The sequence below is a fragment of the Desemzia sp. FAM 23989 genome (assembly GCF_045528345.1).
In the GTDB taxonomy this organism is placed as follows: Bacteria; Bacillota; Bacilli; order Lactobacillales; family Carnobacteriaceae; genus Desemzia.
This window is the reverse complement of record NZ_JBGQQT010000007.1, coordinates 94,317-118,988: the sequence shown is the minus strand read 5'-3', so window position 1 is coordinate 118,988 and position 24,672 is coordinate 94,317. Positions and strand designations below refer to the sequence as shown.

Below are 24,672 nucleotides of genomic sequence, written 5' to 3'. Positions count from 1 at the left end.
ATATAAAATATGACGAATGGTCGTATCGGTGTAACAGATAGCATGATCCTCCTTCAAAATTTCAGTAAAATGCTTCACGTTAGGCTTTATCTTAAAACTTTGATAGAGCTCGATCACTTGTCTTTTTATTTCCTCTGGCACGGCGTGCCTAGCTGCTTTTCCTCTGTTGCCGTGTGAAAAAACAGCTTTTCCTCCTTCTTGATAGTCTTGAATCAATCTGTTGACTTGCCTCATCGAGAGCCCAAGTTCAACACAAGCTCTCTTTTTTTCCTTTCTTTTTTCTGCCACGGCTTTTATTACTTTATATTTCTTATCTTCATTCATCGTTAGTATTATCCTTTTCATGATTTTATTTTATCATTTTGGGACATTTTATGCTTCGACCTACTTAGGACATTATCACGTTCGAACGATACAGATAATTGTCTTTTCCATATCCTGCCTTGTACTTTAATAGAATTTACAGTATAATTTTAAAGGATTCTTAGGAGAGAAATGAGGATATTATCGGATGGCTCAGTTATTTTTTAAGTACGGTGCAATGAATAGTGGAAAGACAATTGAAATATTAAAAGTCGCGCATAATTATGAAGAACAAAATAAACCTGTTATCATTATGACAAGCGGTATTGATAATCGTGATGAGATCGGCGTGGTTTCCAGCCGAATTGGTTTACGAAGAAACGGCGTAGCTATTTTTGAAGAGACCGATATTCTTACTGTGATAGAAGAATTGGATTTTGAACCAGCTTGTGTATTATTAGATGAAGCACAATTTTTAACAAAAGAACACATTATCCAATTGACTCAAATTGTGGATAATTTGAATATCCCGGTTATGGCATTCGGATTGAAAAATGATTTTCAAAATGAATTGTTTGAAGGCTCAAAATACTTATTGCTTTACGCAGATAAGATCGAAGAAATGAAAACTATTTGCTGGTATTGTCATAAAAAAGCCACAATGAATATGCGCGTTGTAGATGGTGTCCCTGTTTATACAGGGGAACAAATCCAAATCGGTGGAAATGAAGCCTATTTCCCTGTTTGTCGCAAACATTACCATCACCCCCCAATTACTGAATGATGAAAGCAGAAAAGAGGAATTTAAATGTTTGATCAGTTAGAAAGCGTTATTGGTCGCTACGAAGAACTGAATGAATTGTTAAGTGATCCGGAAGTCATTACGGACACCAAACGTTTTATGAAACTGTCTAAAGAAGAAGGTAGTATTCGCGAGACAGTTACGACTTATAAACGATATAAAGAGATTCAAGAAGAGATCAAAGAAACAGAAGAAATTCTTGGAGAAAAAATCGATGCTGAAATGGCAGAGATGGCTAAAGAAGAATTGTCCAGCTTAAAAGCAGAAAAAGAAGAGTATGAAGAAAAAATCAAAATCCTGATGCTGCCAAAAGATGAAAATGATGACAAGAATATTATCATGGAAATTCGTGGAGCAGCTGGAGGAGATGAAGCTCAATTATTTGCCGGAGACTTGTTTAACATGTATCAACGTTATGCTGAAGCACAAGGTTGGAAAACAGAAGTATTGAATGCCAACATTACAGGTATTGGCGGGTACAAAGAGATTACGTTTATGATCACAGGGACCAACGTATATTCAAAATTGAAATTTGAAAATGGAGCGCACCGTGTGCAACGTGTACCACAAACAGAATCTCAAGGACGAATCCACACGTCTACGGCTACTGTAGTTGTTATGCCGGAAGCGGAAGAAGTAGAGTTAGACATTGCTGATAACGATATTCGAACAGATATTTATCATGCCAGTGGTGCTGGTGGACAGCATGTTAATAAAACGGCCTCTGCAGTTCGGTTAACTCATATTCCAACTGGTATTGCTGTTGCGATGCAAGATGAACGTTCTCAAATCAAAAATAGAGAAAAAGCGATGAAAGTATTGCGAGCACGTGTTTACGATCAATTACAAAGCGAAGCTCAAAGTGAGTATGATGCTGAACGTAAATTGGCTGTAGGAACAGGTGACCGTTCAGAACGAATCAGAACATACAATTTTCCGCAAAACCGCATCACTGATCACAGAATTGGGTTAACGATCCAAAAATTAGATCAAATTCTATCTGGTAAGTTAGATGAAGTAGTCGATGCTTTAGTTCTGTTCGACCAAACTTCAAAAATGGAGCAGATGAAGAATAATGAATACTAATTCAACGTATAGAGAAGTCCTGAAATGGGCTTCTTCTTTTTTAGAGAGCAGTGGAAAAGAAGGGATTGCGGCAGAACGTTTATTGATGGAGCGTCAGAATTGGACACGAACAAATTTTGTATTGCATTTGCACGAAGAGATGCCTTCTGATGTTAAACGTCAATTATTAGCAGATATTGCAGAGTATGGCGGAGGAAGACCTCTTCAACATATACTAGGTTATGAATGGTTTTATGGGTTAAAGTTTAAAGTTACGCACAATACGCTCATTCCTCGCCCTGAAACAGAAGAAATCGTTGACCGTTTTCTTCAGCAGACCAAGCAGAAAAGCTCTTTAAAAGTATTGGATATCGGAACAGGCACTGGAGCTATCGCCATAACGATAAAAAAAGAACGTCCTCAATATGAAGTCACAGCAACAGATCTATCAGCGAAAGCTCTAGCTGTAGCGAAAGAAAATGCAGAGACCAATAAAGTATCCGTTCGATTTAGAGAAGGGGATCTCACTCATCCTGTAGAATCTGAAAAGTTTGATGTTATTCTTTCAAATCCTCCTTATATTGGTGAGGATGAAAAAGACGTTATGGATCAAAGTGTGTTGGATTATGAGCCTCCGATGGCGTTATTTGCTGAGAATAAAGGTCTATTGATTTATCAGCGCTTAGCAACAGAATTGCCGCAACTGTTATTGCCAAATGGACAAATTTACTTAGAGATTGGTTACAAGCAAGGACAGAAAGTAAAAGAACTCTTTGAACAAGCTTTTCCGAATAGCCTTGTTCGAGTAGAAAAGGATTTGAGCGGACATGACCGTCTGTTGTTTGTACAAACTTAAAATTGGGTGATCGTTCAATAGAAAGAAGGAAATAATTGTGGAAACAAAACTTTTTCATCTATCAGAAATAAAGGAAGCAGCTGCATGGATTAAAAAAGGCGAATTGATTTCTTTTCCTACTGAGACAGTATATGGATTAGGAGCAGATGCTAAAAATGAACAAGCGGTACAAAAAGTGTATCAGGCAAAAGGACGTCCTAGTGATAATCCTTTAATCGTTCATATAGCTTCAAAAGAAGATGTCCAGAATTACGTGAAAGAAATCCCGGCAGTAGCAGAAACGTTAATGGATCAATTTTGGCCCGGACCATTGACACTTATCTTTAAAGTCAAAGAAAGTGTTTTTGCCAATACAGTTACTGCAGGTTTAGACAGTGTAGCGATCCGTATGCCAAATAATGAAGCAACGTTGGAGCTTATAAAAGAAGCGGACACACCCTTAGTGGGTCCCAGTGCAAACACATCTGGAAAACCGAGTCCAACAACTGCTATGCATGTGTATCATGATTTAAAGGGGAAAATTGCGGGGATTCTAGATGATGGAGAGACTGGTGTGGGCCTGGAATCAACCGTTTTAGACATTACAGATCCTGAAAATCCTACCATTCTTCGACCAGGCGGCATTTCAAAAACTGAATTAGAAGAAGTGATCGGTTTCGTCAGTGTAGATCAACATTTAGTTTCTAGTGAGGAAACGCCTAAAGCGCCAGGAATGAAATACAAACATTACTCTCCTAATGAGCCCGTCATAATTGTCGATGGCAGCCAACAACTATGGGAAAGTGCGATCAAGCACTACCAATCTCTTGGAGAAAAAGTTGGCTTAATGGCAAATGAGAGTATTGTAGCTGCTTTTTCAGACCCGACAATAGAAAGCTTTTCATTGGGGGAAGAAGGCAATATCCAAACCGCTTCACACAGAATGTATGCGGGGTTAAGACACTTTGAGAAGACAGAAGCTAGTATTATATTAGCTGAGCCTTATCCTGAAACAGGACTTGGAATAGCGTACATGAATCGGCTGAAAAAAGCAGCAGCTAATCAGTATTATAAGAATCATGTGTAAAAAACTTCTTTTCTATTGTAAGGATTCTCTGTTAATGAGCTTTTCTCATTCAAGCAGAGAGCACAAAAAAATAAAAACACTGCATTTATAGTATGCGGAAGCAGGAGTAAGAACACCTGCTTCCGTCTCATTTGAAGACGTTTACTAGCTTTTTTTATGTTTATTTTGTTTGGTTCTGCTTGACAGACAGGAGACAAAAATAGAAAATATGTAGAAGCAGAAAGCCGTTTAATAAAATCGGGTAGACGACTGTTGTGAAAATCAAAAAAAGATTGGTATAGAAATAAAGGATGTGGCTGATAATGGAAAATCATCAATGGGATAAAGAAATATTTGACGCAATTGAACAAGAAAAGCAGCGCCAAGAACAGAATATTGAATTGATTGCATCAGAAAATTTTGTTTCGCAAGCAGTATTGTCTGCACAAGGAAGCATTTTGACGAATAAGTATGCTGAAGGATATCCTGGTAAAAGGTATTATGGCGGCTGTGAGTACATAGATGTTATTGAAAATCTAGCAATCGAACGAGCAAAAAAATTATTTAATGCAGAGTATGCAAATGTTCAACCACATTCTGGTTCTAGTGCAAATATGGCTGCGTATAATGCTTTGTTGGAACCTGGAGATATTGTTTTAGGAATGGATTTGACCCATGGAGGTCACTTGACACATGGATCGCCTGTAAATTTCAGTGGAAAAACGTATCATTTTGTGCCATATGGCGTAGATCAAGAATCTGAACAAATTGATTATGATAAGGTAAGGGAATTAGCTGTTCAACACAAACCGAAATTAATTATTGCAGGAGCAAGTGCTTATCCACGAGCCATTGATTTTAAGAAATTCCGCGAAATAGCTGATGAAGTAGGCGCTTATTTTATGGTAGACATGGCTCATATTGCTGGCTTAGTCGCGACAGGAGTGCATCAGAATCCAGTTCCTTATGCGGATGTAGTTACGACGACTACCCATAAAACATTGCGTGGTCCACGTGGCGGAATGATATTAGCAAAAGAAAAATTTGCGAAGAAATTGAATAGTGCTATTTTTCCAGGAATTCAAGGTGGGCCATTAGAACACATCATTGCCGGTAAAGCTGTAGCTTTGAAAGAAGCTATGCAACCTGATTTTACAACGTACGCACAACAAATAGTAGAAAATGCCCAAGCCATGGTGGAAGTGTTCAACCAATCAAAAGCACGTTTGATCAGTGGTGGGACAGATAATCATTTATTGTTGTTGGATGTGCGAGGCTTTGAGTTGAATGGCAAGAAAGCTGAAAAATTATTAGATGAAGTAGGGATAACCGTAAATAAAAACACTATTCCTTTTGAAGAACTGAGCCCTATGAAAACTAGTGGTATCAGAATTGGTACTCCGGCCATCACAACTCGTCATTTTGACGCAGCAGATTCTAAAAAAGTGGCAATATTAATTGTGGCAACATTGGAAGCTAAAGATGATAATGAAAAGCTGGATGAAATCAAGCTGGAAGTCAGACGTTTAACAACCGACAGACCCTTGTATGCGATAGATTGAGAATCCTTTTTTACTACTGATTTTACTCAGCAAGAAAAGAATAAGGGCTGTTTCTTTTTGATAAGGGCTTCTGGTTGTAATAAAAAAACACAACGAGTAAAATAATAGATGAGAATTTATTTATTTTTCTGATAAAAGATGAATATTCCAGTATAATCAATATGTTTGAATGAAAATTTCCAAGGGGGCAAAAAAATGGCAAAACTTGAAGTAATGGATCACCCATTAATCCAACATAAGTTAACTATTATTAGAGACAAAAATACAGGAACAAAGGTTTTTAGAGAAGTGGTTAACGAAATCGCCCGCTTAATGGCATATGAAGTATCAAGAGATATGCCGTTACAAGATGTTGAAATAGAAACACCTTTAGTTAAAAGTGTTCAAAAAGAAATTGCAGGAAAAAAAGTGGCTATTATTCCTATTTTACGTGCTGGTTTAGGCATGGTAGACGGCATGTTGGATTTAATCCCGGCAGCTAAAGTAGGTCACGTGGGAATGTATCGTGATCATGAAACTTTTGAACCCGTTGAGTATTTTGTGAAATTGCCTTCTGATATCAAAGAACGTCAATTATTTGTTGTAGACCCCATGTTAGCTACAGGTGGATCAGCTATTGCAGCTATTGATTCATTGAAAAAACGTGGCGGCTCGTCTATAAAATTTGTTTGTTTAGTTGCGGCACCAGAAGGGGTAAAAGCATTACAAGAAGCTCATCCTGATGTCGATATTTATACGGCTTCTTTAGATGAAAAATTAAACGAAGACGGATATATTTTACCAGGTCTGGGAGATGCAGGCGATCGGTTATTCGGCACTCTATAGGGTGTAAAAACCAAAAATTGATATTTATCAGTTTTTGGTTTTTCTTTATTTAAAAGTGTAAACGGTTCAAAAGTTTGTGAAAAGCAAGTGGTTGGTTGTTTAAAAACGTTTTTATACCAGTAGTTAAAACTATTTATTCTAATTTCACATAATTTCTTTGAAATTAATTTCGCTTGGTGGTATGATGTCAATTGTCTGATAAGAGAGACAAAAAACAGGTTTTTTTTGTCCTGCATCAGAAAAAGTTTCTATTATAAAGATTGATTCTTGAGAAAGAAGGTGAAAGTATTGGAACATGAAACATTGACTAGAGAATTTCTGGGGTTAAGCTTTGATCTCACTACCACACTAGTAACAGTCGCAACATGCGTGATCGTTTTTTTGATTGTTTTTATTTGTACGCGCAACTTGCAACTTAAACCAACAGGTAAACAAAATTTTATAGAATGGGTCATCGATTTTGTAAGCAATATTGTGTCAACGTCGATTCCGGGAAAACGTGGAGACCGTTTTAAATTACTTGGATTTACATTGTTCTTATTTGTATTTGTCTCTAACATGTTAGGGTTGCCTTTAGTGTTAGTGATAGATGATATCCAGTGGTGGAAGAGTCCTACTGCCGACCCGATCGTAACGTTATCTTTGGCAATGATGGTGATTTTGTTGTCACATTTCTTCGGGGTTCAAGAACAAGGATTTAAAAACTATTTCTTAAATAGTTATATACGTCCGGTACCGTTCCTGTTGCCTATAAAACTCTTTGAAGAGTTTACAAATACATTGACCTTAGCTTTGCGTTTATATGGTAATATATTTGCTGGAGAAATTTTGATTGGTCTGATCGCTGGTTTAGCCAATAGTTTTGGAGCAGTAACTTGGATCGTAGGAGTGCCTCTTCAAATAGCATGGCAAGCCTTTTCTGTATTTATAGGAAGTATTCAAGCATTTGTCTTTACTACTTTAAGTATGGTGTACATTTCTCATAAAATAGGTCATGAAGAAACTGTCAAGCACGAAGAATATATAGAAGCAAAATAGTGTACGAAATATAAAAAATGAGTTATTACAAACAAGGAGGAAATTATAATGGGTTTAATCGGAGCAGCAATTGCAGTAGCAGGAGCAGCAATAGGAGCGGCACTTGGATCAAGTCGTGTCATTTCAAAAACAGTAGAGTCTATCGCACGTCAACCAGAAATGAAGGGTGAACTACAAACATTAATGTATATCGGTGTTGGTTTAGTAGAGGCGATTCCAATCATGGGCGTTGTTATTGCGTTTATCCTTGTATTTCAATAATAAGTGTATAGAAAAAAGTAACCATCTAAATAACTTTGATTGTCGAAGGAAGAGACGAAGCTTATGTAAATATTTGGGTAAAATGGGAGGAGCAACAAGGAATGTTCAACCAATTAGCTTTAGGCGCTGCTACTAGTGCGGGTAACACACTGGTAGTACTTATTTCTTTCTTAATTTTATTACTATTATTGAAGAAATTCGCATGGAAACCAGTTACTGAAATGATGGAAAAGCGTTCAGAAACGATAGCCAATGATTTGGATAATGCAAAAAATGCCAAAGAAGAAGCTAGCCGCCTAGCAACGGAACAACAAAATAAATTAGCAGATATGCAAAAAGAATCAGCAATCATTATTGAACAAGCACAAACGAATGCAGCCAAAATCGAAAAAGACTTACTTGAAGAAACGAAACAGTCTATTGCTCAAATGAAAAAGCAAGCTAAAATGGACGTCGAGTTTGAGAGACAAAGAGCACTTGATGAAGCAAAAAGTGAAATTAGTCAATTATCTCTTCAAATAGCTGAAAAATTGATCGGAAAAGAAATTGATGGCCAAACCCATGCTCAATTAGTCGATGAATTTATCGAAAGGTTGGCTGATTCAAATGAAACTGAATAGGAATATGGATGATGGACAATTAGCACGAGCTTTTTATGAGGATGCTCGAGAAAAAGGACAATTGAATGTTGTTTTTGACAATATGATGGATGTTCGTCAGATTTTGCAGAATAACCCTGATTTAGGAGCGTTTTTTGATAATAAAGCTATTGAAAAAGCAAATAAAGAGCAGGTGATGCACGATCTTTTGCAGAACTTTACTGAATTAACAAAAAGTTTTGTCCACACTATCTATGATTATCAGCTGATGAGTGGATTAAATCATATTGTGAATGAATTTGAAAAAATTTATGACTACCATAATCGAACAGTAGTCGCAAAAGTAACTACTGCGGTTCCTTTAACAGAAGAACAAAAACAACGTTTAACGGATGCTTTTGCTAAAAAAATGAAAGCAAAAAAAGTTATTTTCAATGAATTTGTGAAGCCTGAAATTTTGGGCGGCGTTATTATCGAAACGGAAGATCAAGTTATTGATGGCAGTGTGCGCTTTAATTTTGAAAAATTAAAAAAACAAATTCTTTGATCTAGAATGACTTTAAAGAGGTGAGAAGTAAATGGGCAAGAAAGCTGAAGAAATTAGTATGTTGATAAAAAATCAAATTGAAGGTTACAGCAATGAGTTGGTTATTGATGAAGTCGGAACAGTTAGTTATGTCGGAGACGGAATTGCTCGTGCGTTTGGGTTGAAAAACGTGATGTCAGGTGAACTTGTAGAATTTGCAAATGGTGTTTACGGAATGGCTCAAAACTTAGAAGTAGATGACGTAGGGATTATTATACTAGGTGCGTTTGACGGAATTCGTGAAGGCGATAAAGTAAAACGTACTGGCCGTATCATGGAAGTTCCAGTAGGGGAAGAACTTATTGGCCGTGTTGTCAATCCGCTAGGACAACCTGTTGACGGCCTTGGGGATATTCAAACTTCTCAAACCCGTGAAGTTGAAACAGAAGCTCCTGGAGTAATGCAGCGTCAATCCGTTAAAGAACCTTTACAAACAGGTATCAAAGCTATTGATGCCCTTGTTCCTATTGGAAGAGGCCAACGTGAATTGGTTATCGGTGACCGTAAAACGGGTAAAACCAGTTTAGCTATCGATACTATCTTAAATCAAAAAGGTAAAGACACTATTTGTATTTATGTAGCTATCGGTCAAAAAGAATCTACTGTACGGTCTCAAGTAGAAACGTTGAAACGTTATGGTGCTTTAGAATACACAATTATCGTAACAGCTAGTGCTTCGCAACCTGCACCTTTACTTTACATTGCGCCTTACTCAGGTTTAGCAATGGGTGAAGAGTTTATGTACAATGGAAAACACGTTTTGATCGTATTTGATGATTTAAGTAAACAAGCAGCGGCCTATCGAGAACTTTCTTTGCTGTTGCGTCGTCCGCCAGGTCGTGAAGCTTATCCTGGAGATGTCTTTTACTTGCACTCTCGTCTATTAGAAAGAGCAGCAAAACTAAGCGACGCTTTGGGTGGCGGTTCTATGACAGCTATTCCTTTCGTAGAAACACAAGCAGGAGATATTTCAGCTTATATTCCAACCAACGTAATCTCGATTACAGATGGACAGATTTTCTTGGAAAATGAATTGTTCTATTCTGGAGTAAGACCTGCTATAGCAGCTGGCTTATCGGTATCTCGTGTGGGGGGATCGGCTCAAATCAAAGCGATGAAAAAAGTCTCTGGTACTTTGCGTCTGGATTTAGCGAGCTATAGAGAATTAGAGTCTTTTACTCAATTCGGATCTGATTTAGATGCAGCTACGCAAGCAAAATTAAATCGTGGACAAAGAACAGTAGAAGTATTAAAACAAGATTTGCATAATCCAATTCCAGTTGAAAAACAAGTCATTATTTTTTATGCTTTGACACATGGATTCCTTGATTCAATTCCTGTACGTTCACTAAGAAGCTATGAAAAGCAATTGTATGTATTTTTGGATAATCAGCACAACGAAATCCTAACAGAAATACAAGAAACAAAAGATCTCCCTGCTGAAGAGGAATTAGATGCGGTCCTTTCAGAATTCAATACAGCGTTTAACGCAACTTATACTGACATCAATCGCTAAAAGAGGATCCTAAGTTAAGGCGGTGAATAAAAGTGGCAGAATCCTTACAAGATATTAAAAAACGTATTCAATCAACGAAGAAAACAAGCAATATCACCAAGGCTATGCAAATGGTCTCAGCAGCAAAGTTGGGTAAACAAGAACAGCTCAATAAGGGGTTTCAAGTTTATTCTTCTAAAGTTAGAGAAATGGTCGTTCACCTAGCACAAACGCAATTAGCGTTATTGGAGGATTCCGACCTTATTGGTACGAATTCTCCTTCGAACATTAATTTTCATGATATGTTGATTGAACGACCAGTTAAAAAAACAGGCTACATCATCATCAGCTCGGATACTGGTTTAGCTGGAGCTTACAACAGTTCAGTAATTAAAACGACGATCGATATGATCCAACGAGACCATCAGTCTCCCGATGAGTACATTTTTATGGCTATTGGTCGAACAGCTGCTGAATTCTTTAAAAATCGGGGCATGAATGTTGTTTATGAGTTAGACAACTTGAGTGATCAGCCTGCATTTGATGAAATACGAGCAGTGGCTCGTCAAATTGTAGAAATGTATAAAAACGAAGTCTTTGATGAGTTGTATCTTTGCTACAATCATCATGTAAATACGATTACATTCCAATACAGAGCCGAAAAAATATTGCCCTTAACAGACTTAGATGTTTCAGAAGCTGATAAATTAGAATTTGAACAAGATTATATTTATGAGCCTTCCAAGGAAGAAATATTAGATTTACTGTTGCCGCAATATGCTGAAAGTTTACTTTATGGGGCTATTTTAGATGCTAAAACAGCTGAGCATGCCGCACGTATGACGGCCATGAAAGGTGCAACAGACAACGCGAAAAAAATTATCGATGACTTATCGATTAAATACAATCGTGCTAGACAAGCCGCTATAACTGAAGAGATTACCGAAATTATAGGCGGAACTGAAGGATTAAAATAAAAAATGAATTACACGGTAAGTGAATGGGAGGAAGAGGAATGAGTACTGGTCATATTGTGCAAGTAATTGGTCCGGTTGTCGATGTAGAATTCCCATTAAACGGAACTCTTCCTGAAATCAACTATGCTTTAGTAGTTGAAGCAGGAACCGATGAACAGTCAAGCAACAATTCGGGCTCTTCTCAAGAAGAAACAGTCATTCTAGAAGTTTCTTTGCAACTTGGGAATGGAGTAGTACGTACTATCGCAATGGAATCTACTGACGGATTACAAAGAGGAATGAGGGTGAAAAGTACTGGCAGCCCAATTTCTGTACCTGTTGGGGAAGAGACATTGGGCCGTATGTTCAATGTTCTAGGAGAACCAATTGATCAAAAAGAACCTTTTAGTGAAGATACTAGACGAGATCCAATTCACCGGACAGCTCCTTCTTTTAATGAATTAGAAGCCAGCACATCTATTTTGGAAACGGGGATCAAAGTTATTGATTTACTTGCGCCTTATTTAAAAGGTGGGAAAATTGGATTATTCGGTGGAGCTGGTGTTGGGAAAACAGTGTTGATCCAAGAATTGATTCACAATATCTCCGAAGAACACGGCGGAATTTCTGTTTTTGCTGGAGTAGGAGAACGAACACGTGAAGGAAATGATCTTTATTTTGAAATGATCGATTCTGGGGTTATCAAACGTACAGCTATGGTGTTTGGTCAAATGAATGAGCCGCCTGGTGCACGGATGCGGGTAGCTTTAACAGGTTTGACAATGGCAGAGTACTTTAGAGATGAAGCTGGTCAAGATGTTTTGCTCTTTATTGATAATATTTATCGATTTACACAAGCTGGTTCGGAAGTTTCTGCTTTGCTTGGCCGTATGCCTTCAGCTGTTGGTTATCAACCAACATTGGCAACTGAGATGGGACAATTGCAAGAACGGATCACTTCTACAACAAGAGGGTCGATTACTTCTATTCAAGCTATTTATGTGCCTGCGGATGATTATACTGACCCCGCCCCAGCAACGACTTTTGCCCACTTGGATGCTACAACAAACTTAGAACGTCGATTAACTGAACAAGGAATCTATCCGGCAGTTGATCCATTAGCGTCTTCATCAAGTGCTCTTTCTCCAGAAATTGTAGGAGAGGAACATTATGAGGTCGCCACAGAAGTCCAACATACGCTGCAACGCTACCAAGAATTGCAAGATATTATTGCTATTTTAGGTATGGATGAATTATCGGATCACGAAAAAATCGTTGTATCCAGAGCACGAAGAGTTCAATTGTTCTTGTCTCAAAACTTTCATGTAGCTGAAGCTTTTACAGGGTTACCTGGTTCTTATGTACCTGTAGCTGAAACAGTTAAAGGGTTTAAAGAAATTTTAGATGGACGTTATGATGATCTTCCAGAAGATGCTTTCCGAAATGTGGGAAGAATCGAAGAAGCAGTTAAAAAAGCAGAAAAAATGAAATACTAATCCACTAAAGCAAAAGCACTGATTGAGGGATTACTCTTAAATAAGTGCTTTTCAAGAGGAGGAATGACGAATGGCGGAATTACGTGTGCAAATAGTCGCGCCATCAGGAGTTATATATGATCACAGAGCTTCTATGGTAAGTGCTAGAGCAGTAGATGGAGACATCAGTATTTTACCTAACCATACTCCTATCATTGTTCCGTTAGCCATTCATGCTGTTCGTATAAAGCGAATATCCATTGATACAGAGGACTGGGTAGCTGTAAATGGCGGAGTACTGGAAGTTAGAAATAATATTTGCTCTATTGTAGCAGATAGTGCTGAAAGAGCCCGTGATATTGATATCGAGAGAGCCTTTGAAGAAAAACACCGTGCTGAAGAAAATATGCAACGTTTATCGGGGATTAAATCCAATCAAGATTATAAACGTGCTTCGATTTCTCTGCACAAAGCACTTAATCGGATCAATGTATCGAAAAATAAAAGATTGTAGCTAATCTCAAAAACGGCCAAAAAGGAAATCCTTTTTGGCCGTTTTTTTTGCTTTTATGTAGTAAGATAGTTAGGGAAATGCAAATTACCTATATAGACGGGCAAAAGGAAAGAGAACAGACTAAATTTATTAGAATTTAATGTAAATGGATTAAAAAAATGCTATTGATAACGTTATCACAAACAAGTTTCATGTAAAAAGATTACAATTGTGTTACTATTTGTAAGAAGAGAGAGGTAGATGAGGAATGAACTTTATTGGTATTCAAGCAGCTGGCACATTAATATCCCATATATTTTTTATATTATTGACTTTTTGGGCACTGCAAGCTGTTCGTGTAGAAAAAATCATACGAAAGTATCATGTCAGTCAAGCAAAAGTACTTTATCTATTGGTTTCAATTGCTATTGGCTATTTAGTGAGTACATTTTTTATTGAATTTATTTTATCTTCGCAAAATTTACTCTTTCTTCTTGAATAATCAAGTCGTGATAACTTTATGACAAATGCTGATTTCAATTGTTTTCTACAATTTGCTTATGCTATAATGCACAAAGTTGTATGGATTTGTTTTGGTTCTAGAATTAATTTCTAGAGAAATCCGGAAAGCAACTCATATTCGGAGGGATATAAAAATGGAAAAAATTATTGTTCGAGGAGGCAAACGCCTCGAGGGTACTGTTAAGGTTGAAGGCGCAAAAAACGCTGTATTACCCATTTTAGCTGCTTCTATCTTAGCAAGTGAAGGCCAAACTAAATTAACCAATGTTCCTATCTTATCAGACATATTCACTTTAAACCAAGTATTGAGACACTTAAACTTAGAGGTTGATTTTAACCAAGATAAAAAAGAAATTAGCTTAGATGCTACAAAGGGATTGAATTTTGAAGCTCCTTTTGAGTACATGAGTAAAATGCGCGCTTCTATTGTCGTAATGGGGCCTTTATTAGCTCGTTTAGGGCACGCAAAGGTAGCTTTGCCAGGAGGATGCGCAATTGGAACAAGACCGATTGATCTGCATTTAAAAGGCTTTGAAGCAATGGGGGCTAAAATCAACATTGAGAGCGGCTATATTGAAGCTTTTGCTGATCAATTACATGGAGCTCATATTTACTTAGATTTTCCTAGTGTTGGAGCTACTCAAAATATTATGATGGCAGCTACTTTAGCAGAAGGAGTAACGACTATCGAAAACGTAGCACGTGAGCCTGAAATAGTGGATTTAGCTATTTTCTTAAATCGTATGGGAGCTAAAGTTGTTGGCGCCGGTACCGAAACGATTCGTATCGAGGGGACAAAAGAATTACATTCAGCAACTCACAGTATCATTCCTGATCGTATTGAAGCAGGTACGTTCATGGTAGCGGCTGCTATCACAAATGGAGATGTCTTTATTGAAGATGCGATTCCAGAGCACAACAAACCTTTGATTTCAAAATTAAAAGAAATGGGCGTTGCTTTTGAGATGAAATCAAAAGGAATGCGTGTTATGGGCCCTAAAGTGTTAAAAGCTACGGATGTAAAAACTATGCCTCACCCTGGATTTCCAACAGATATGCAGGCACAAATGTCTGTAGCCCAAGTTCTTGCACAAGGTACAAGTGTCATGAAAGAAACAGTATTCGAAAACCGCTTCATGCACATGGAAGAATTACGTCGTATGGACGCTGACTTCAAAGTAGAAGGACAGACGGTCATTATCTCAGGAAGCGCAGCATTACAAGGAGCAGAGGTTTCTGCTACCGATTTAAGAGCAGCTGCAGCTTTGATCCTTGCTGGGTTAGTCTCTAAAGGATATACAACAGTAACTCACTTGGAACACTTAGATCGCGGCTATTATCAATTCCATCAAAAACTGAAACAATTAAGCGGAGATGTTATCCGTGTAGATGATTCTATTTCGAGTGAAAATACAGAAAAAGAATTATCCGACTTATTCGTATAGAATCAATTCTTGTTTTATATGATTGATTAAATGAAGAAAAAATAAAAACGATAATGTTGAGGTGAATGCTGATCATTGTCGTTTTTACGCTCTTCTCAGGGACAAAAGTGGTACAGTAGTATTACATTTACAATAAATTTCAAAACGTCTTTTCCTATTAAATTGTTTTGTGCTATAATTTGTTAGATGGTTACATTTACTATTGTCACCATGGTTAATAATGGCCTGAGAGGAGAACAAAACAAATGGCTAAAGATATTGGAATAGATTTAGGTACTGCCAATGTATTAATACATGTAAAAGGAAAAGGAATCGTTTTAAACGAGCCTTCAGTTGTTGCTATTGATGTAATGACTAAGAAAGTATTAGCAGTCGGAGAAGAAGCGTACTTAATGGTGGGACGTACACCTGGAAACATAAAAGCTATTCGTCCATTAGAAGGCGGCGTTATAGCTGATTTTGATACTACAGAAGCAATGCTGACTCACTTTATTGATAAATTGAATGTAAAAGGATTTTTATCAAAACCGAATATTTTAATTTGCTGTCCAACAAACATTACTGCGATCGAGCAAAAAGCGATCATTGAAGCAGCTGAAAAAAGCGGCGGTAAAAATGTGTTCTTAGAAGAAGAACCTAAAGTAGCAGCTATTGGTGCTGGAATGGATATTTTCCAACCAAGCGGAAATATGGTCATTGATATCGGTGGCGGTACAAGTGATATAGCGGTATTGTCAATGGGCGGGATTGTTACAAGCCGTTCTATAAAAGTTGCCGGTGATACATTAGATAATGAGATCATTCAATACGTGAAAAAAACTCACAAATTATTGATCGGTGAACGTACTGCTGAAACGATCAAAAAAGAAATCGGAACTGTCTTTAAAGGACGTCGCGAAGATTCAATGGAAGTTCGTGGACGTGACATGGTTTCTGGTTTACCTAGAACGATAACGATCACTTCTAATGAAGTGCAAATAGCGACAGCAGATCCAATGATGCAAATTGTTGAAGTAGCTAAAGTAGTGCTAGAACAAACTCCTCCAGAATTATCTGCAGATATTATTGACCGCGGAATCATTTTAACTGGTGGTGGAGCTTTACTGGATGGTATTGAACAGTTATTTACTGAAGAATTAAAAGTTCCTGTATTTACTGCTGAACATCCGTTGGATTCTGTTGCATTAGGAACAGGAATTCTTTTGGAAAATATGTCTAAAAAGAACCGTAGATTTTAAATTTGTGCTAAAGAGGTGGAACAATGACTAAGAAGAAAATTTTAATCAATACGTTGTCTTTTGTGTTAAAAATCATGCTTGTCATTGTATTAATCGTCCTGGCGTTTGTTATTGGAGCAATGGTTGGATATGGAGTACTCGGAGATGGCGAACCGGCTGGAGTTTTTGATCCGGCTATTTGGGAAAACATTTTTAATTACTTTAAAAGCCCCACTATCCTTAATTAACGTAAAAACCTAAATCTGATCTTAGATATACTTACCTTCCGAGTTAAGTGTGTATAAGGTCTTTTTTTTTTAGATAAATTAACGAATCTGACTTTTTTTGCCTATATTATACTATCTATAAAAAAATAGGAGGGTTCATATGAATCAAGTCAGTGTGATAGGAAGAATAGTGAGAGATATTGAGTTGAAAGAATTAGGAGAGGGAAAACAGGTGGTTAATAATACCATAGCTATCCCCATGGCGTTTAAAAAAGATAGTGGGCAAGATACCGATTTTATTCCGATCGTAGCTTGGAATAAGACAGCTGTTTTACTGCATCAGTATTGTAAAAAAGGAAATCTCATTGGCTTAACAGGGAGGATGCAATCAAGGTCCTATCTGAATAAAGAAAATGAAACTATTTACGTTGTCGAGATGGTAGTGAATACAGTTCAATTTTTATCCAATAAACCAAAAGAAGAAACAAGTCAGCCGGTCCAAGTACCCAATATACCTGTACTTCAAACGACTGAAAATGCAGCAGCTGCAAATGTTGGAAACTAAAAACGGATGCTGAAGTGACTGAAGAGGAGCGAGTGTAAAATCTCGTTCCTCTTTATTTATGAAAGTATAGCTGAGTAGAGTGAGTTTATATCTTTTGTTCTTAAAAAAAGTAGAAAGAATAAAATGCTACTGAAAATAAAATAACTGGATAAACATAGAAGAAGATTTGATTTATCTCACAAGGTAAATGTGCATCTAAAAAACGCAGCAAAGTGCGGTTACACCACTTAAATATTTCATAGACATTCCTACTGAAACGATTTCAAATACTACCATACTATAACAAAAGTTTTTTAAAAAGATATCTTTTATTGAAAAAACTCTTTTAAATCCATTGATTGTTTGTGATATGTTTCTTTAGAAGTCCTTGAAAATAGAGTATAATGGAAAGAAAGCGGGATGGAAGAGGGGATATTTTGAAAATTTTAATGATTGAGGACAACCCATCTGTAGGTGAAATGATGGATATGTTTTTCCAAAAAGAAAACTGGCAAGCTGATTTTATACAAGATGGAAAAGAGGGTCTTGAAAAGTTCATGCAGGAAAAAGACCAATGGGATTTGGTGATTTTAGATTTAAACTTACCTAGCATGGACGGGATGCAGATCTGCCGTGAAATACGCAAAGTGTCTGTGTCTGTGCCTATTATCATGCTGACAGCTAAAGATACTGAAAGCGACCAAGTTATTGGCTTGGAAATGGGAGCAGATGATTACGTTACAAAACCTTTTAGTCCCTTAACACTTATTGCTCGTATAAAAGCTTTGCACAGAAGAGCCGATTTAGGCATGGAAGAAGCTGAAAAAAGTACTTCTTCAGAATTTGAGATCGAAACAACGTATTTAAAAATCAATAAGAAGACAAGAGAAGCTTTTTTATACGACAAACCAATTGATGGGCTGACTCCGAAAGAATTTGAATTGCTTTATACAATGGCAACGAGTCCCAAACAAGTTTTCTCAAGAGAGCAGTTACTAGCAATCGTTTGGGATTACGAATATTTTGGAGACGAAAGAACGGTCGATGCTCATATCAAGAAGTTGCGTCAGAAAATTGATAAAAATGGACCTCAAGTCATTCAAACCGTATGGGGAGTAGGGTATAAATTTGATGATTCAGAAATCAGTGTTTAATTTATTCCGAGTGGCGAAAGACTGTCGAACGAGGAGGTTGGATGATTGATGAAAATAAAATATTTTTACCAACAAATGCTGGCCTTTTTTGTAGTGATGATCACACTATTGATTATTATGACAGTTATTTTTCTGGAATTTACCCGTAACTCTACTTATCATGATACAGAAGAGCTGCTATTCGGTTACGCAGAAGCTCTTGTGGACGGAGATTTACAAGAGGACCAACTGGAAGATGCTCAATTTGTTTTGCAGAATCAAGAGGTCGTTGTCACGGTTTTTAACAGTGAAAACCAAATGGCTTATCCATCAACTGCAGTTTCATATTCCAGTGGAATCTCCGATGAAAACTTTGCACAGTTGAAAAATGGAGAGAGAATCACGTTAACTATTCAGGATAAAGATTTTTTCGGTAACCAAGTCGAAATTGCTTTGGTTTATTTACCGTTCTTTTCTCAAACGAATGGAGACTTTGCTGGTTTTATAGGAATCAGCTCTCCAATTAGCGGGATTGAAGAAAATTTAAGAGAAATGCGCAGCAATCTCTTTACAGCGTTTGTGATCTCTTCTTTAGGTGCGATTGTGATTGCTTTATTGTTTACTCGTTATCAAGTAGGACGTATCAATCGACTAAGAAATGCAACTCACCGTGTAGCAAAAGGGGATTTTGAGGTTCATTTAGAAAGTAGTGGACAAGATGAATTCGATGATTTAGCAAAAGACTTTAATAGCATGGCTCGCTCATTGAAAGAGTCTCAGCAAGAGATTGAGCGTCAAGAAGATCGGAGAAGGCAATTTATGGCCGATGCTGCTCATGAGATGCGAACACCTTTAACAACGATCAATGGCCTGTTGGAAGGGCTGGAACATGACATGATTCCAGAAAATCAAAAGACAAGAAGTTTACAGTTGATGCAAAATGAAACACGTCGCTTGATTCGCTTAGTAAATGAGAATCTGGATTACGAAAAAATCCGTTCCAATCAAATTTATTTAAGAAAGCAATCATTTAATGCATACAATGCTTTAGAAACCATCGTCGAACAGTTAAAAGGCAAAGCGCAGTCGGCTAATAATCAACTTCAATTTAGTTGTTCTGAAGAATTAGAGTTCTATGCAGATTATGACCGATTCGTACAAATCGTAGTCAATTTAGTACAAAATGCTATTCAATTTACAGAGAATGGGTTAATAACCATTACTGCTGAAAAAGATTTAGAGGGCAGTATCATCACTATTACAGATACTGGAATCGGCATGACTGAAGAGGAAGTTCGGAATATATGGGAACGGTACTATAAAGCAGACGCCTCCAGAAAGAGTACTAAATATGGAGAATCTGGTCTAGGATTAGCTATCGTCCATCAATTAGTTCAATTGCATGGAGGAAAAATCTCTGTAAAAAGTGAAGTCGGAAAAGGCAGTACTTTCACGATTATTTTTCCAGCTAAATCTAAGTTGAATACGCCAGAAAAATAATCAGATGTATTTTTACAAAAAAAGTAACTCGGATAAAACATAGTCAACTAAGACAGTTATCCAGTTTCCTACTGGCGTAGTGAAATAGGAAATAGAAAGAGCGGGGAGAAACCACGTTTAAAAAGACTCATTCCCAAATTTTGATGGTTAATTCCTTTAAATTTGGAGAAAGGGTCTTTTTTATGTATGGATTATATCAATATAGCCAGTAGAAGATTGCCTTGAGTTAGCGGATTGAATAAAAAGCGTGCCTCATTAAGGTCTGCTCAAATAAAGTTGCATGAAAATAATGTAAAAAGCAGAAGAGTGAATGAAATAACCATCCAATCTTCTGCTTTTTCGAATCTGCTAGTCAATTTTGAATATAGTTAAAATTGACTCGTTCTTCTTTGACGTAGAGATAATAGTGCATTGGAATAACCATCAGAATCTAAGATACGGATAAAAAAGAGTCTAGGTAAATAGTTTCATCACATTGTTTCATAACCGTATTATTGGATGTATAAATCAAAATCGCACATCCTTGTTGCCGACAAACATGTTTCAAAAACAGCGTCACTTCTTTCATATCCTTTTCTGGTAATTTAGCGATCCAATTATCCAATAAAATAATTTTAGTTTGGCAAAGAAAATGAGTCACCAATTGCACCTTTAAAATCGTTTCAAGCGGAAGATCAGCAAGAGGAATGGAAGATAAATGGTTTAAATCAATACCTGATTTTTCAAAAGTATCTTCAATAATTTGTTCTTTGTGTTTATTCTTTGGATCAGCGATTGAATAAGCCAATAAAATATTTTCTTTTAGACTTAAATATTCTACCGCCACAGGCTTTTGAAGCAATGTTCCAGGATAATCGCCCAGATGCTGTTTAAACAAATTCAAGAGATCTTGAAAAGAGTAATTTACAGACGAAAGGGAGTACAATTGCGGATTTAATTGATAGAGCTTATCTTGCCGGTCACGATTCTTTTTTTGCATAAAAGACACTCCTTATATGATTTAACGAATAGCCATTGGTAAGGCAATAAAAAAAACAACTACAGAGAGTCAGAAGCGTTTTTTAGTTGTTACATAAAAAATAACATAATTTGAAAAATAGATGAGGCAAAAAGAAATAGCATTTAAAAAGAGCGCAATGATAGGGAATTGATGTCGAACAGCTAACGTAAATAAATGTTCATTTTTAGAGCTGACTAAGAAAGGACGTATGTGAAAACGGGTAAATCCATGTCCGTTGATAATTGAATTGGGTTCAGGAGTTGATTGAATGGTCATGACTTCTGTCTGAGTTGCATGATCAAGTAGAATAGAGTTTTCAACTCTGGAAAGGAAATCAAACAACTGAGATTGGAAAAAGATATATAGAATAAATAGACACACCAGCGCTGCATTTAACACCATCAATTGTTCCAACGTGATTTGACAGCATAACTTACTGGATGGTTCATTAAGCAATAAATAAGAGCGGTATTCTTGCTTGCGAAAATGAAATAAGAGGAGCTGAACACAAATGATACTAATCATCCCTATAAAGATGAGCAGGAGGAAAAGTGGCTGGATAGTTAAAAATAAATGAGTTATTTTGCTGATTAGTTCTTCAAAAGGTTTGGCATAGAGAGAAGTATCGTATTCTTTGATAGTCTCTACAGAACTAGCGAGCTGTTCTGTAGAAGTAAGCAAATACAACATAAAACAGCCTAGGAGCAGGAAACAACTTAAGAAAAGGAAGTTGTATATAAATAACATACTGGTAGTTATGTGATGATGCCGCATGCTTTTCATTGCACGTCCTATAAGACTCATACTTTTTAGATACCCCTTTCTATAGCCTACTGTTCATATTGTAAAGAAAGAATATGAAAAAGGTATGAAGAGAGCATGGAGAAAAACAGTTTAACGGCTCTTCATCTTCTAACGTTGGTAAAGAAATTTCTTCCGGCCTATGGGGCTGCTTATGGAACACCATGGGAACGCCTTGAGCCGAAAACCGCGTCTCAAGACTTGCAAGCTTCAAACCCCGAGTAAAAGCTGAAGCTTAACTCGGGGTAATTCTCATTGCATCCTTTTCATGGCTATAAGCAACCCCATATTCCTCCATAAATTTCTAGAACTGAGTTTCTAATAGAGTTAGAGTTAAAAAGAAATGGATTTTCTACTCACCAACGTCAAATGTTGTAGAACCAGTTTAACTAGTATAAAGCAAAAAAAAGAGATAGGACTAATGTCCCATCTCCGTCTAACATTTTATTCAGTTTCTGCTGTATTTTCTTCCATATCGGTTGTACCTGTTGGTTCTGAATCAACAGATTCTTGCGCGTCTGTTGCTAATTCAGGTGCATTGGTTTTATACAACGGAACAGTTGATTGATCTCCGTTTAAGTGATATAAGCTGGTGGAATCTTCACCAAGGTTCTCATTCAGCTGTCTTAAACGATCCGCTTGATTCATGTAATTGTAATCAGAAACATCGTCTTCTAACAATCCTTCAGGAGTGTAGAAACGGAGCAAGTCACTTTCCAAAATACTATCTGACGTACTTAATTGTGCAGTTGCTTGTTCTTTTATTTTTTCCACTTCCGCCAATACTTCCTCAGAAGGCTCAGCGATGACTTCACCAGTTTCTGTATCGTAAATAACTGATCCATCTAAAGTGTATTTAGGAGTGACCACGTCACCATTTCTAAAGGCAACTGTCTCATCATGATCTGCAGAGAGTAAATCATTACCCATCAATACATAGTCAGTTGTATCAATTCCTAATAAGTGAAGGGTAGTTGGCAAGATATCAACTTGTCCACCAAATGTATCGAATACTTCCCCGTTGCCAGTACCAGGAATATGGTAAATGGCAGGAACTCTTTGCATCATAGAATTGTCATAACCTGACCATTCATCAGGATTTTCGCCTAACAATGGGGCTAATGTTTCGTTACGTGCGTTTGAAATACCATAATGATCTCCGTATAAAATGATCATTGAGTTATCATATAATCCTGATTCTTTCAAATAGTTGAAGAACTCTTCAACCGCTTGATCTAAATAATGAGCTGTGACAAAGTAATTATCGATTGTATTGTCACCAGTTGTTGCAGCTGGTATATCAGCATTCGCTTCATCTAAAGGATAAGGGAAGTGATTAGATACAGTGATAAATTTACTGTAAAACGGTTGTGGCAATTGTTCTAGATATTGGATCGATTCTTGGAAGAATATTTTATCTTTCATTCCATATTCCAATGTATTTTCTTCAGTGAACGTATAGTATTCGTCATCGAAGAAATAATCGATTCCCATAGATTTATACGTGTCATCACGGTTCCAGAATGAACCTACATTTCCATGGAACATAGCGGAAGTATAGTCCTCTTCGGAACGCAAGATTTGAGAAGCTGATTGGAAAGTGTTTGTAGAACCATATTGTGTAAATGCTCCACCTTGAGAAGAGCCAAACAATGAATTCTCTAATAACATTTCTGAATCAGCTGTTTTACCTTGTCCTACTTGATGGAAGAAGTTCTCAAAACTGTAACTGTCTTCGTTATCAAAAAGACTGTTGATAAACGGTGTTACTTCATGCATTTCACCATTCTCATCTTCCAATTGGTAATTGATCAAAAATTGTTGGAAACTTTCTAAGTGGATATAGATCACATTTCTATCTTTAGCAATTCCAAACATTTCACTGTTTGGTTCAGCATTGTGCTCATTGACATAAGATAGAACAGATTCCATATCCGATTCATCAGCACTTGCTTTGATTTGATTCGATTGAGCTGTTTGATAACCATCATAAGCGGTAAAGAAGTTGATTCCCAGGTATTTCACAATATAATTCCGGTCGAATGTACGCAAAAGCAATTGTGGACGGTCGCTTTCAGCTAAAGCTAAATTTCCAGCAAATAATGTTACACCTAAAGTAGTCATTGCGACGGCATAGCGTTTCAGTATTGGACGGTTATCCATTTGAATACCGATTTTTTTATTGAACATCACAAAAATCAGGACAACAAAATCTAACCAATAAAGAAGATCTTGAGGGCGGAACAAAGCAAAAGCACTGGCGCCTATCCCGTTGGCTACTTTACCGGCACCCAACATGGTAGAAATCGTTAAGAAATCACTGAATTCACGGTAATAAAGGACGTTTGCATACAATAACATGCTCGTTAAGAAATAAACAACGAATAAGGCAGTATAAGCTTTCTTAGACTTGGAAAAGTAAAGGGCGATAGAAAATAACAAGACTGTGGTCGCGATAGGATTAATGAATAAGATGAATTCCTGCATCAATCCTTCTACACCTAACTCAAATTCGATCTGGTAAACTAAATAAGTTTTTAGCCAGAAGAGAATGACAGCAAAAGTGAAAAAGCCCAGTCGTTTAGAAAGTAATTGTTTTAATTTTGACACGGTGTTGCCTCCTTTTTGAAAATGCCTCAAACATAAATGTACATTTTCAATAAAATCAAGTACTGAACTCCTTGATTTTTCTGTTTTTTTTAGATCTTACATCAACAAATATTTTACAATTAATACACAATATAGTCAATTAAAAGTAGAAAAGTTGAGACTTTAGTAGTATGATAAATCTTTTGGGAACAAGCTTCACAGAAGAATGTTAAAATTTGGTAAACAACCTGTTATAAACGCATAAAAAATGACATTAGAATAGACTTAAACTTGTATCTATAATAAGTTATAATAGTGCTGATAAAAAGGAGG

25 protein-coding genes are annotated in these 24,672 nt (G+C 36.8%); 21 read left to right on the top strand and 4 right to left on the bottom strand.

The features are described 5' to 3' along the window. Positions 1 to 324, bottom strand: a 324-nt coding sequence (locus tag ACEN36_RS06140; RefSeq protein WP_407123681.1) for a helix-turn-helix domain-containing protein, incomplete at its 3' end; no start/stop codon positions are given. A 187-nt stretch (positions 325 to 511) separates the two neighbouring features. On the opposite strand from ACEN36_RS06140, the gene ACEN36_RS06135 reads away from it, so the two are divergent. From ACEN36_RS06135 to ACEN36_RS06035, 21 genes are all read left to right on the top strand, one after another. Next, a complete protein-coding gene (locus ACEN36_RS06135) occupies positions 512 to 1,087 on the top strand; it encodes a thymidine kinase (RefSeq protein ID WP_407096527.1) in 576 nt (191 codons plus the stop codon). Positions 1,088 to 1,111: 24 nt separating this feature from the next. Next, complete coding sequence (gene prfA, locus ACEN36_RS06130) at positions 1,112 to 2,191, top strand: peptide chain release factor 1 (protein ID WP_407102709.1); 1,080 nt, start codon at positions 1,112 to 1,114, stop codon at positions 2,189 to 2,191. Next, on the top strand, positions 2,181 to 3,026 hold the full coding sequence (gene prmC / locus ACEN36_RS06125) for a peptide chain release factor N(5)-glutamine methyltransferase (protein ID WP_407096525.1): 846 nt from the start codon (positions 2,181 to 2,183) through the stop codon (positions 3,024 to 3,026). The genes prfA and prmC overlap by 11 nt, the downstream gene beginning before the upstream one ends. Before the next feature lie 37 nt (positions 3,027 to 3,063). Then, positions 3,064 to 4,092: an L-threonylcarbamoyladenylate synthase gene (locus ACEN36_RS06120; protein WP_407096524.1), complete on the top strand. Its 1,029-nt coding sequence runs from the start codon at positions 3,064 to 3,066 to the stop codon at positions 4,090 to 4,092. 302 nt (positions 4,093 to 4,394) lie between these two features. Beyond that, positions 4,395 to 5,633, top strand: a complete 1,239-nt coding sequence (gene glyA, locus ACEN36_RS06115; protein WP_407096523.1) for a serine hydroxymethyltransferase — start codon at positions 4,395 to 4,397, stop codon at positions 5,631 to 5,633. Positions 5,634 to 5,828: 195 nt separating this feature from the next. Continuing rightward, complete coding sequence (gene upp / locus ACEN36_RS06110; protein ID WP_407096522.1) at positions 5,829 to 6,458, top strand: uracil phosphoribosyltransferase; 630 nt, start codon at positions 5,829 to 5,831, stop codon at positions 6,456 to 6,458. Positions 6,459 to 6,746: 288 nt separating this feature from the next. Continuing rightward, complete coding sequence (gene atpB, locus ACEN36_RS06105; RefSeq protein WP_407102707.1) at positions 6,747 to 7,496, top strand: F0F1 ATP synthase subunit A; 750 nt, start codon at positions 6,747 to 6,749, stop codon at positions 7,494 to 7,496. A 48-nt stretch (positions 7,497 to 7,544) separates the two neighbouring features. Continuing rightward, complete coding sequence (gene atpE / locus ACEN36_RS06100) at positions 7,545 to 7,757, top strand: F0F1 ATP synthase subunit C (RefSeq protein ID WP_407096520.1); 213 nt, start codon at positions 7,545 to 7,547, stop codon at positions 7,755 to 7,757. Positions 7,758 to 7,858: 101 nt separating this feature from the next. Next, positions 7,859 to 8,377, top strand: a complete 519-nt coding sequence (gene atpF / locus ACEN36_RS06095; RefSeq protein ID WP_407126170.1) for a F0F1 ATP synthase subunit B — start codon at positions 7,859 to 7,861, stop codon at positions 8,375 to 8,377. Then, the gene (gene atpH, locus ACEN36_RS06090; protein ID WP_407102705.1) at positions 8,364 to 8,903 is read left to right on the top strand and encodes an ATP synthase F1 subunit delta; all 540 of its coding nucleotides are present in this window, start codon (positions 8,364 to 8,366) and stop codon (positions 8,901 to 8,903) included. Before atpF ends, atpH begins: the two co-directional genes overlap by 14 nt. A 31-nt stretch (positions 8,904 to 8,934) precedes the next feature. Beyond that, on the top strand, positions 8,935 to 10,458 hold the full coding sequence (atpA, locus tag ACEN36_RS06085; protein ID WP_407096517.1) for a F0F1 ATP synthase subunit alpha: 1,524 nt from the start codon (positions 8,935 to 8,937) through the stop codon (positions 10,456 to 10,458). A 32-nt stretch (positions 10,459 to 10,490) separates the two neighbouring features. Continuing rightward, positions 10,491 to 11,414: a F0F1 ATP synthase subunit gamma gene (locus ACEN36_RS06080; protein ID WP_407096516.1), complete on the top strand. Its 924-nt coding sequence runs from the start codon at positions 10,491 to 10,493 to the stop codon at positions 11,412 to 11,414. A 38-nt stretch (positions 11,415 to 11,452) separates the two neighbouring features. Beyond that, positions 11,453 to 12,889 carry a F0F1 ATP synthase subunit beta gene (gene atpD / locus ACEN36_RS06075; protein WP_407096515.1) on the top strand — a complete coding sequence of 479 codons (1,437 nt, stop codon included), beginning with the start codon at positions 11,453 to 11,455 and terminating at the stop codon, positions 12,887 to 12,889. A 70-nt stretch (positions 12,890 to 12,959) separates the two neighbouring features. Beyond that, positions 12,960 to 13,382: a F0F1 ATP synthase subunit epsilon gene (locus ACEN36_RS06070; RefSeq protein ID WP_407096514.1), complete on the top strand. Its 423-nt coding sequence runs from the start codon at positions 12,960 to 12,962 to the stop codon at positions 13,380 to 13,382. Positions 13,383 to 13,629: 247 nt separating this feature from the next. Continuing rightward, on the top strand, positions 13,630 to 13,863 hold the full coding sequence (locus ACEN36_RS06065) for a DUF1146 family protein (protein ID WP_407096513.1): 234 nt from the start codon (positions 13,630 to 13,632) through the stop codon (positions 13,861 to 13,863). 154 nt (positions 13,864 to 14,017) lie between these two features. Next, positions 14,018 to 15,328 (top strand): UDP-N-acetylglucosamine 1-carboxyvinyltransferase, encoded by a 1,311-nt coding sequence (gene murA, locus ACEN36_RS06060; protein ID WP_407096512.1) that lies wholly within the window; start codon positions 14,018 to 14,020, stop codon positions 15,326 to 15,328. Positions 15,329 to 15,573: 245 nt separating this feature from the next. After that, positions 15,574 to 16,566, top strand: a complete 993-nt coding sequence (locus tag ACEN36_RS06055; protein ID WP_407096511.1) for a rod shape-determining protein — start codon at positions 15,574 to 15,576, stop codon at positions 16,564 to 16,566. A gap of 23 nt (positions 16,567 to 16,589) precedes the next feature. Next, positions 16,590 to 16,793: a DNA-directed RNA polymerase subunit beta gene (locus ACEN36_RS06050; protein WP_407096510.1), complete on the top strand. Its 204-nt coding sequence runs from the start codon at positions 16,590 to 16,592 to the stop codon at positions 16,791 to 16,793. 139 nt (positions 16,794 to 16,932) lie between these two features. Continuing rightward, on the top strand, positions 16,933 to 17,337 hold the full coding sequence (locus tag ACEN36_RS06045; RefSeq protein WP_407096509.1) for a single-stranded DNA-binding protein: 405 nt from the start codon (positions 16,933 to 16,935) through the stop codon (positions 17,335 to 17,337). Between the two features lie 416 nt (positions 17,338 to 17,753). Then, the gene (locus tag ACEN36_RS06040; protein ID WP_407096508.1) at positions 17,754 to 18,470 is read left to right on the top strand and encodes a response regulator; all 717 of its coding nucleotides are present in this window, start codon (positions 17,754 to 17,756) and stop codon (positions 18,468 to 18,470) included. 48 nt (positions 18,471 to 18,518) lie between these two features. Beyond that, entirely contained in the window at positions 18,519 to 19,949 is a 1,431-nt protein-coding gene (locus tag ACEN36_RS06035) for an ATP-binding protein (RefSeq protein WP_407096537.1), read from the top strand. Between the two features lie 430 nt (positions 19,950 to 20,379). On the opposite strand, the gene ACEN36_RS06030 is transcribed toward ACEN36_RS06035, so the two are convergent. The 3 genes from ACEN36_RS06030 to ACEN36_RS06020 all read right to left on the bottom strand — a co-directional run bounded on the left by ACEN36_RS06030 (position 20,380) and on the right by ACEN36_RS06020 (position 24,360). Beyond that, the gene (locus ACEN36_RS06030) at positions 20,380 to 20,928 is read right to left on the bottom strand and encodes a hypothetical protein (protein WP_407096507.1); all 549 of its coding nucleotides are present in this window, start codon (positions 20,926 to 20,928) and stop codon (positions 20,380 to 20,382) included. A gap of 69 nt (positions 20,929 to 20,997) precedes the next feature. Further along, a complete protein-coding gene (locus tag ACEN36_RS06025) occupies positions 20,998 to 21,639 on the bottom strand; it encodes a hypothetical protein (protein ID WP_407096506.1) in 642 nt (213 codons plus the stop codon). 555 nt (positions 21,640 to 22,194) lie between these two features. Beyond that, entirely contained in the window at positions 22,195 to 24,360 is a 2,166-nt protein-coding gene (locus tag ACEN36_RS06020; RefSeq protein ID WP_407096505.1) for an LTA synthase family protein, read from the bottom strand. Positions 24,361 to 24,672 lie beyond the last annotated feature (312 nt).

What these genes read in the sequence shown, in the direction of transcription:
- ACEN36_RS06135 (WP_407096527.1), top strand. Translation starts at nt 512, where the DNA reads ATGGCTCAGTTATTTTTTAAGTACGGTGCAATGAATAGTGGAAAGACA.
- prfA (WP_407102709.1), top strand. Translation starts at nt 1,112, where the DNA reads ATGTTTGATCAGTTAGAAAGCGTTATTGGTCGCTACGAAGAACTGAAT.
- prmC (WP_407096525.1), top strand. Translation starts at nt 2,181, where the DNA reads ATGAATACTAATTCAACGTATAGAGAAGTCCTGAAATGGGCTTCTTCT.
- glyA (WP_407096523.1), top strand. Translation starts at nt 4,395, where the DNA reads ATGGAAAATCATCAATGGGATAAAGAAATATTTGACGCAATTGAACAA.
- upp (WP_407096522.1), top strand. Translation starts at nt 5,829, where the DNA reads ATGGCAAAACTTGAAGTAATGGATCACCCATTAATCCAACATAAGTTA.
- atpE (WP_407096520.1), top strand. Translation starts at nt 7,545, where the DNA reads ATGGGTTTAATCGGAGCAGCAATTGCAGTAGCAGGAGCAGCAATAGGA.
- atpF (WP_407126170.1), top strand. Translation starts at nt 7,859, where the DNA reads ATGTTCAACCAATTAGCTTTAGGCGCTGCTACTAGTGCGGGTAACACA.
- atpH (WP_407102705.1), top strand. Translation starts at nt 8,364, where the DNA reads ATGAAACTGAATAGGAATATGGATGATGGACAATTAGCACGAGCTTTT.
- atpA (WP_407096517.1), top strand. Translation starts at nt 8,935, where the DNA reads ATGGGCAAGAAAGCTGAAGAAATTAGTATGTTGATAAAAAATCAAATT.
- atpD (WP_407096515.1), top strand. Translation starts at nt 11,453, where the DNA reads ATGAGTACTGGTCATATTGTGCAAGTAATTGGTCCGGTTGTCGATGTA.
- ACEN36_RS06070 (WP_407096514.1), top strand. Translation starts at nt 12,960, where the DNA reads ATGGCGGAATTACGTGTGCAAATAGTCGCGCCATCAGGAGTTATATAT.
- ACEN36_RS06065 (WP_407096513.1), top strand. Translation starts at nt 13,630, where the DNA reads ATGAACTTTATTGGTATTCAAGCAGCTGGCACATTAATATCCCATATA.
- murA (WP_407096512.1), top strand. Translation starts at nt 14,018, where the DNA reads ATGGAAAAAATTATTGTTCGAGGAGGCAAACGCCTCGAGGGTACTGTT.
- ACEN36_RS06055 (WP_407096511.1), top strand. Translation starts at nt 15,574, where the DNA reads ATGGCTAAAGATATTGGAATAGATTTAGGTACTGCCAATGTATTAATA.
- ACEN36_RS06050 (WP_407096510.1), top strand. Translation starts at nt 16,590, where the DNA reads ATGACTAAGAAGAAAATTTTAATCAATACGTTGTCTTTTGTGTTAAAA.
- ACEN36_RS06045 (WP_407096509.1), top strand. Translation starts at nt 16,933, where the DNA reads ATGAATCAAGTCAGTGTGATAGGAAGAATAGTGAGAGATATTGAGTTG.
- ACEN36_RS06035 (WP_407096537.1), top strand. Translation starts at nt 18,519, where the DNA reads ATGAAAATAAAATATTTTTACCAACAAATGCTGGCCTTTTTTGTAGTG.
- ACEN36_RS06030 (WP_407096507.1), bottom strand. Translation starts at nt 20,928, where the DNA reads ATGCAAAAAAAGAATCGTGACCGGCAAGATAAGCTCTATCAATTAAAT.
- ACEN36_RS06025 (WP_407096506.1), bottom strand. Translation starts at nt 21,639, where the DNA reads ATGTTGTATTTGCTTACTTCTACAGAACAGCTCGCTAGTTCTGTAGAG.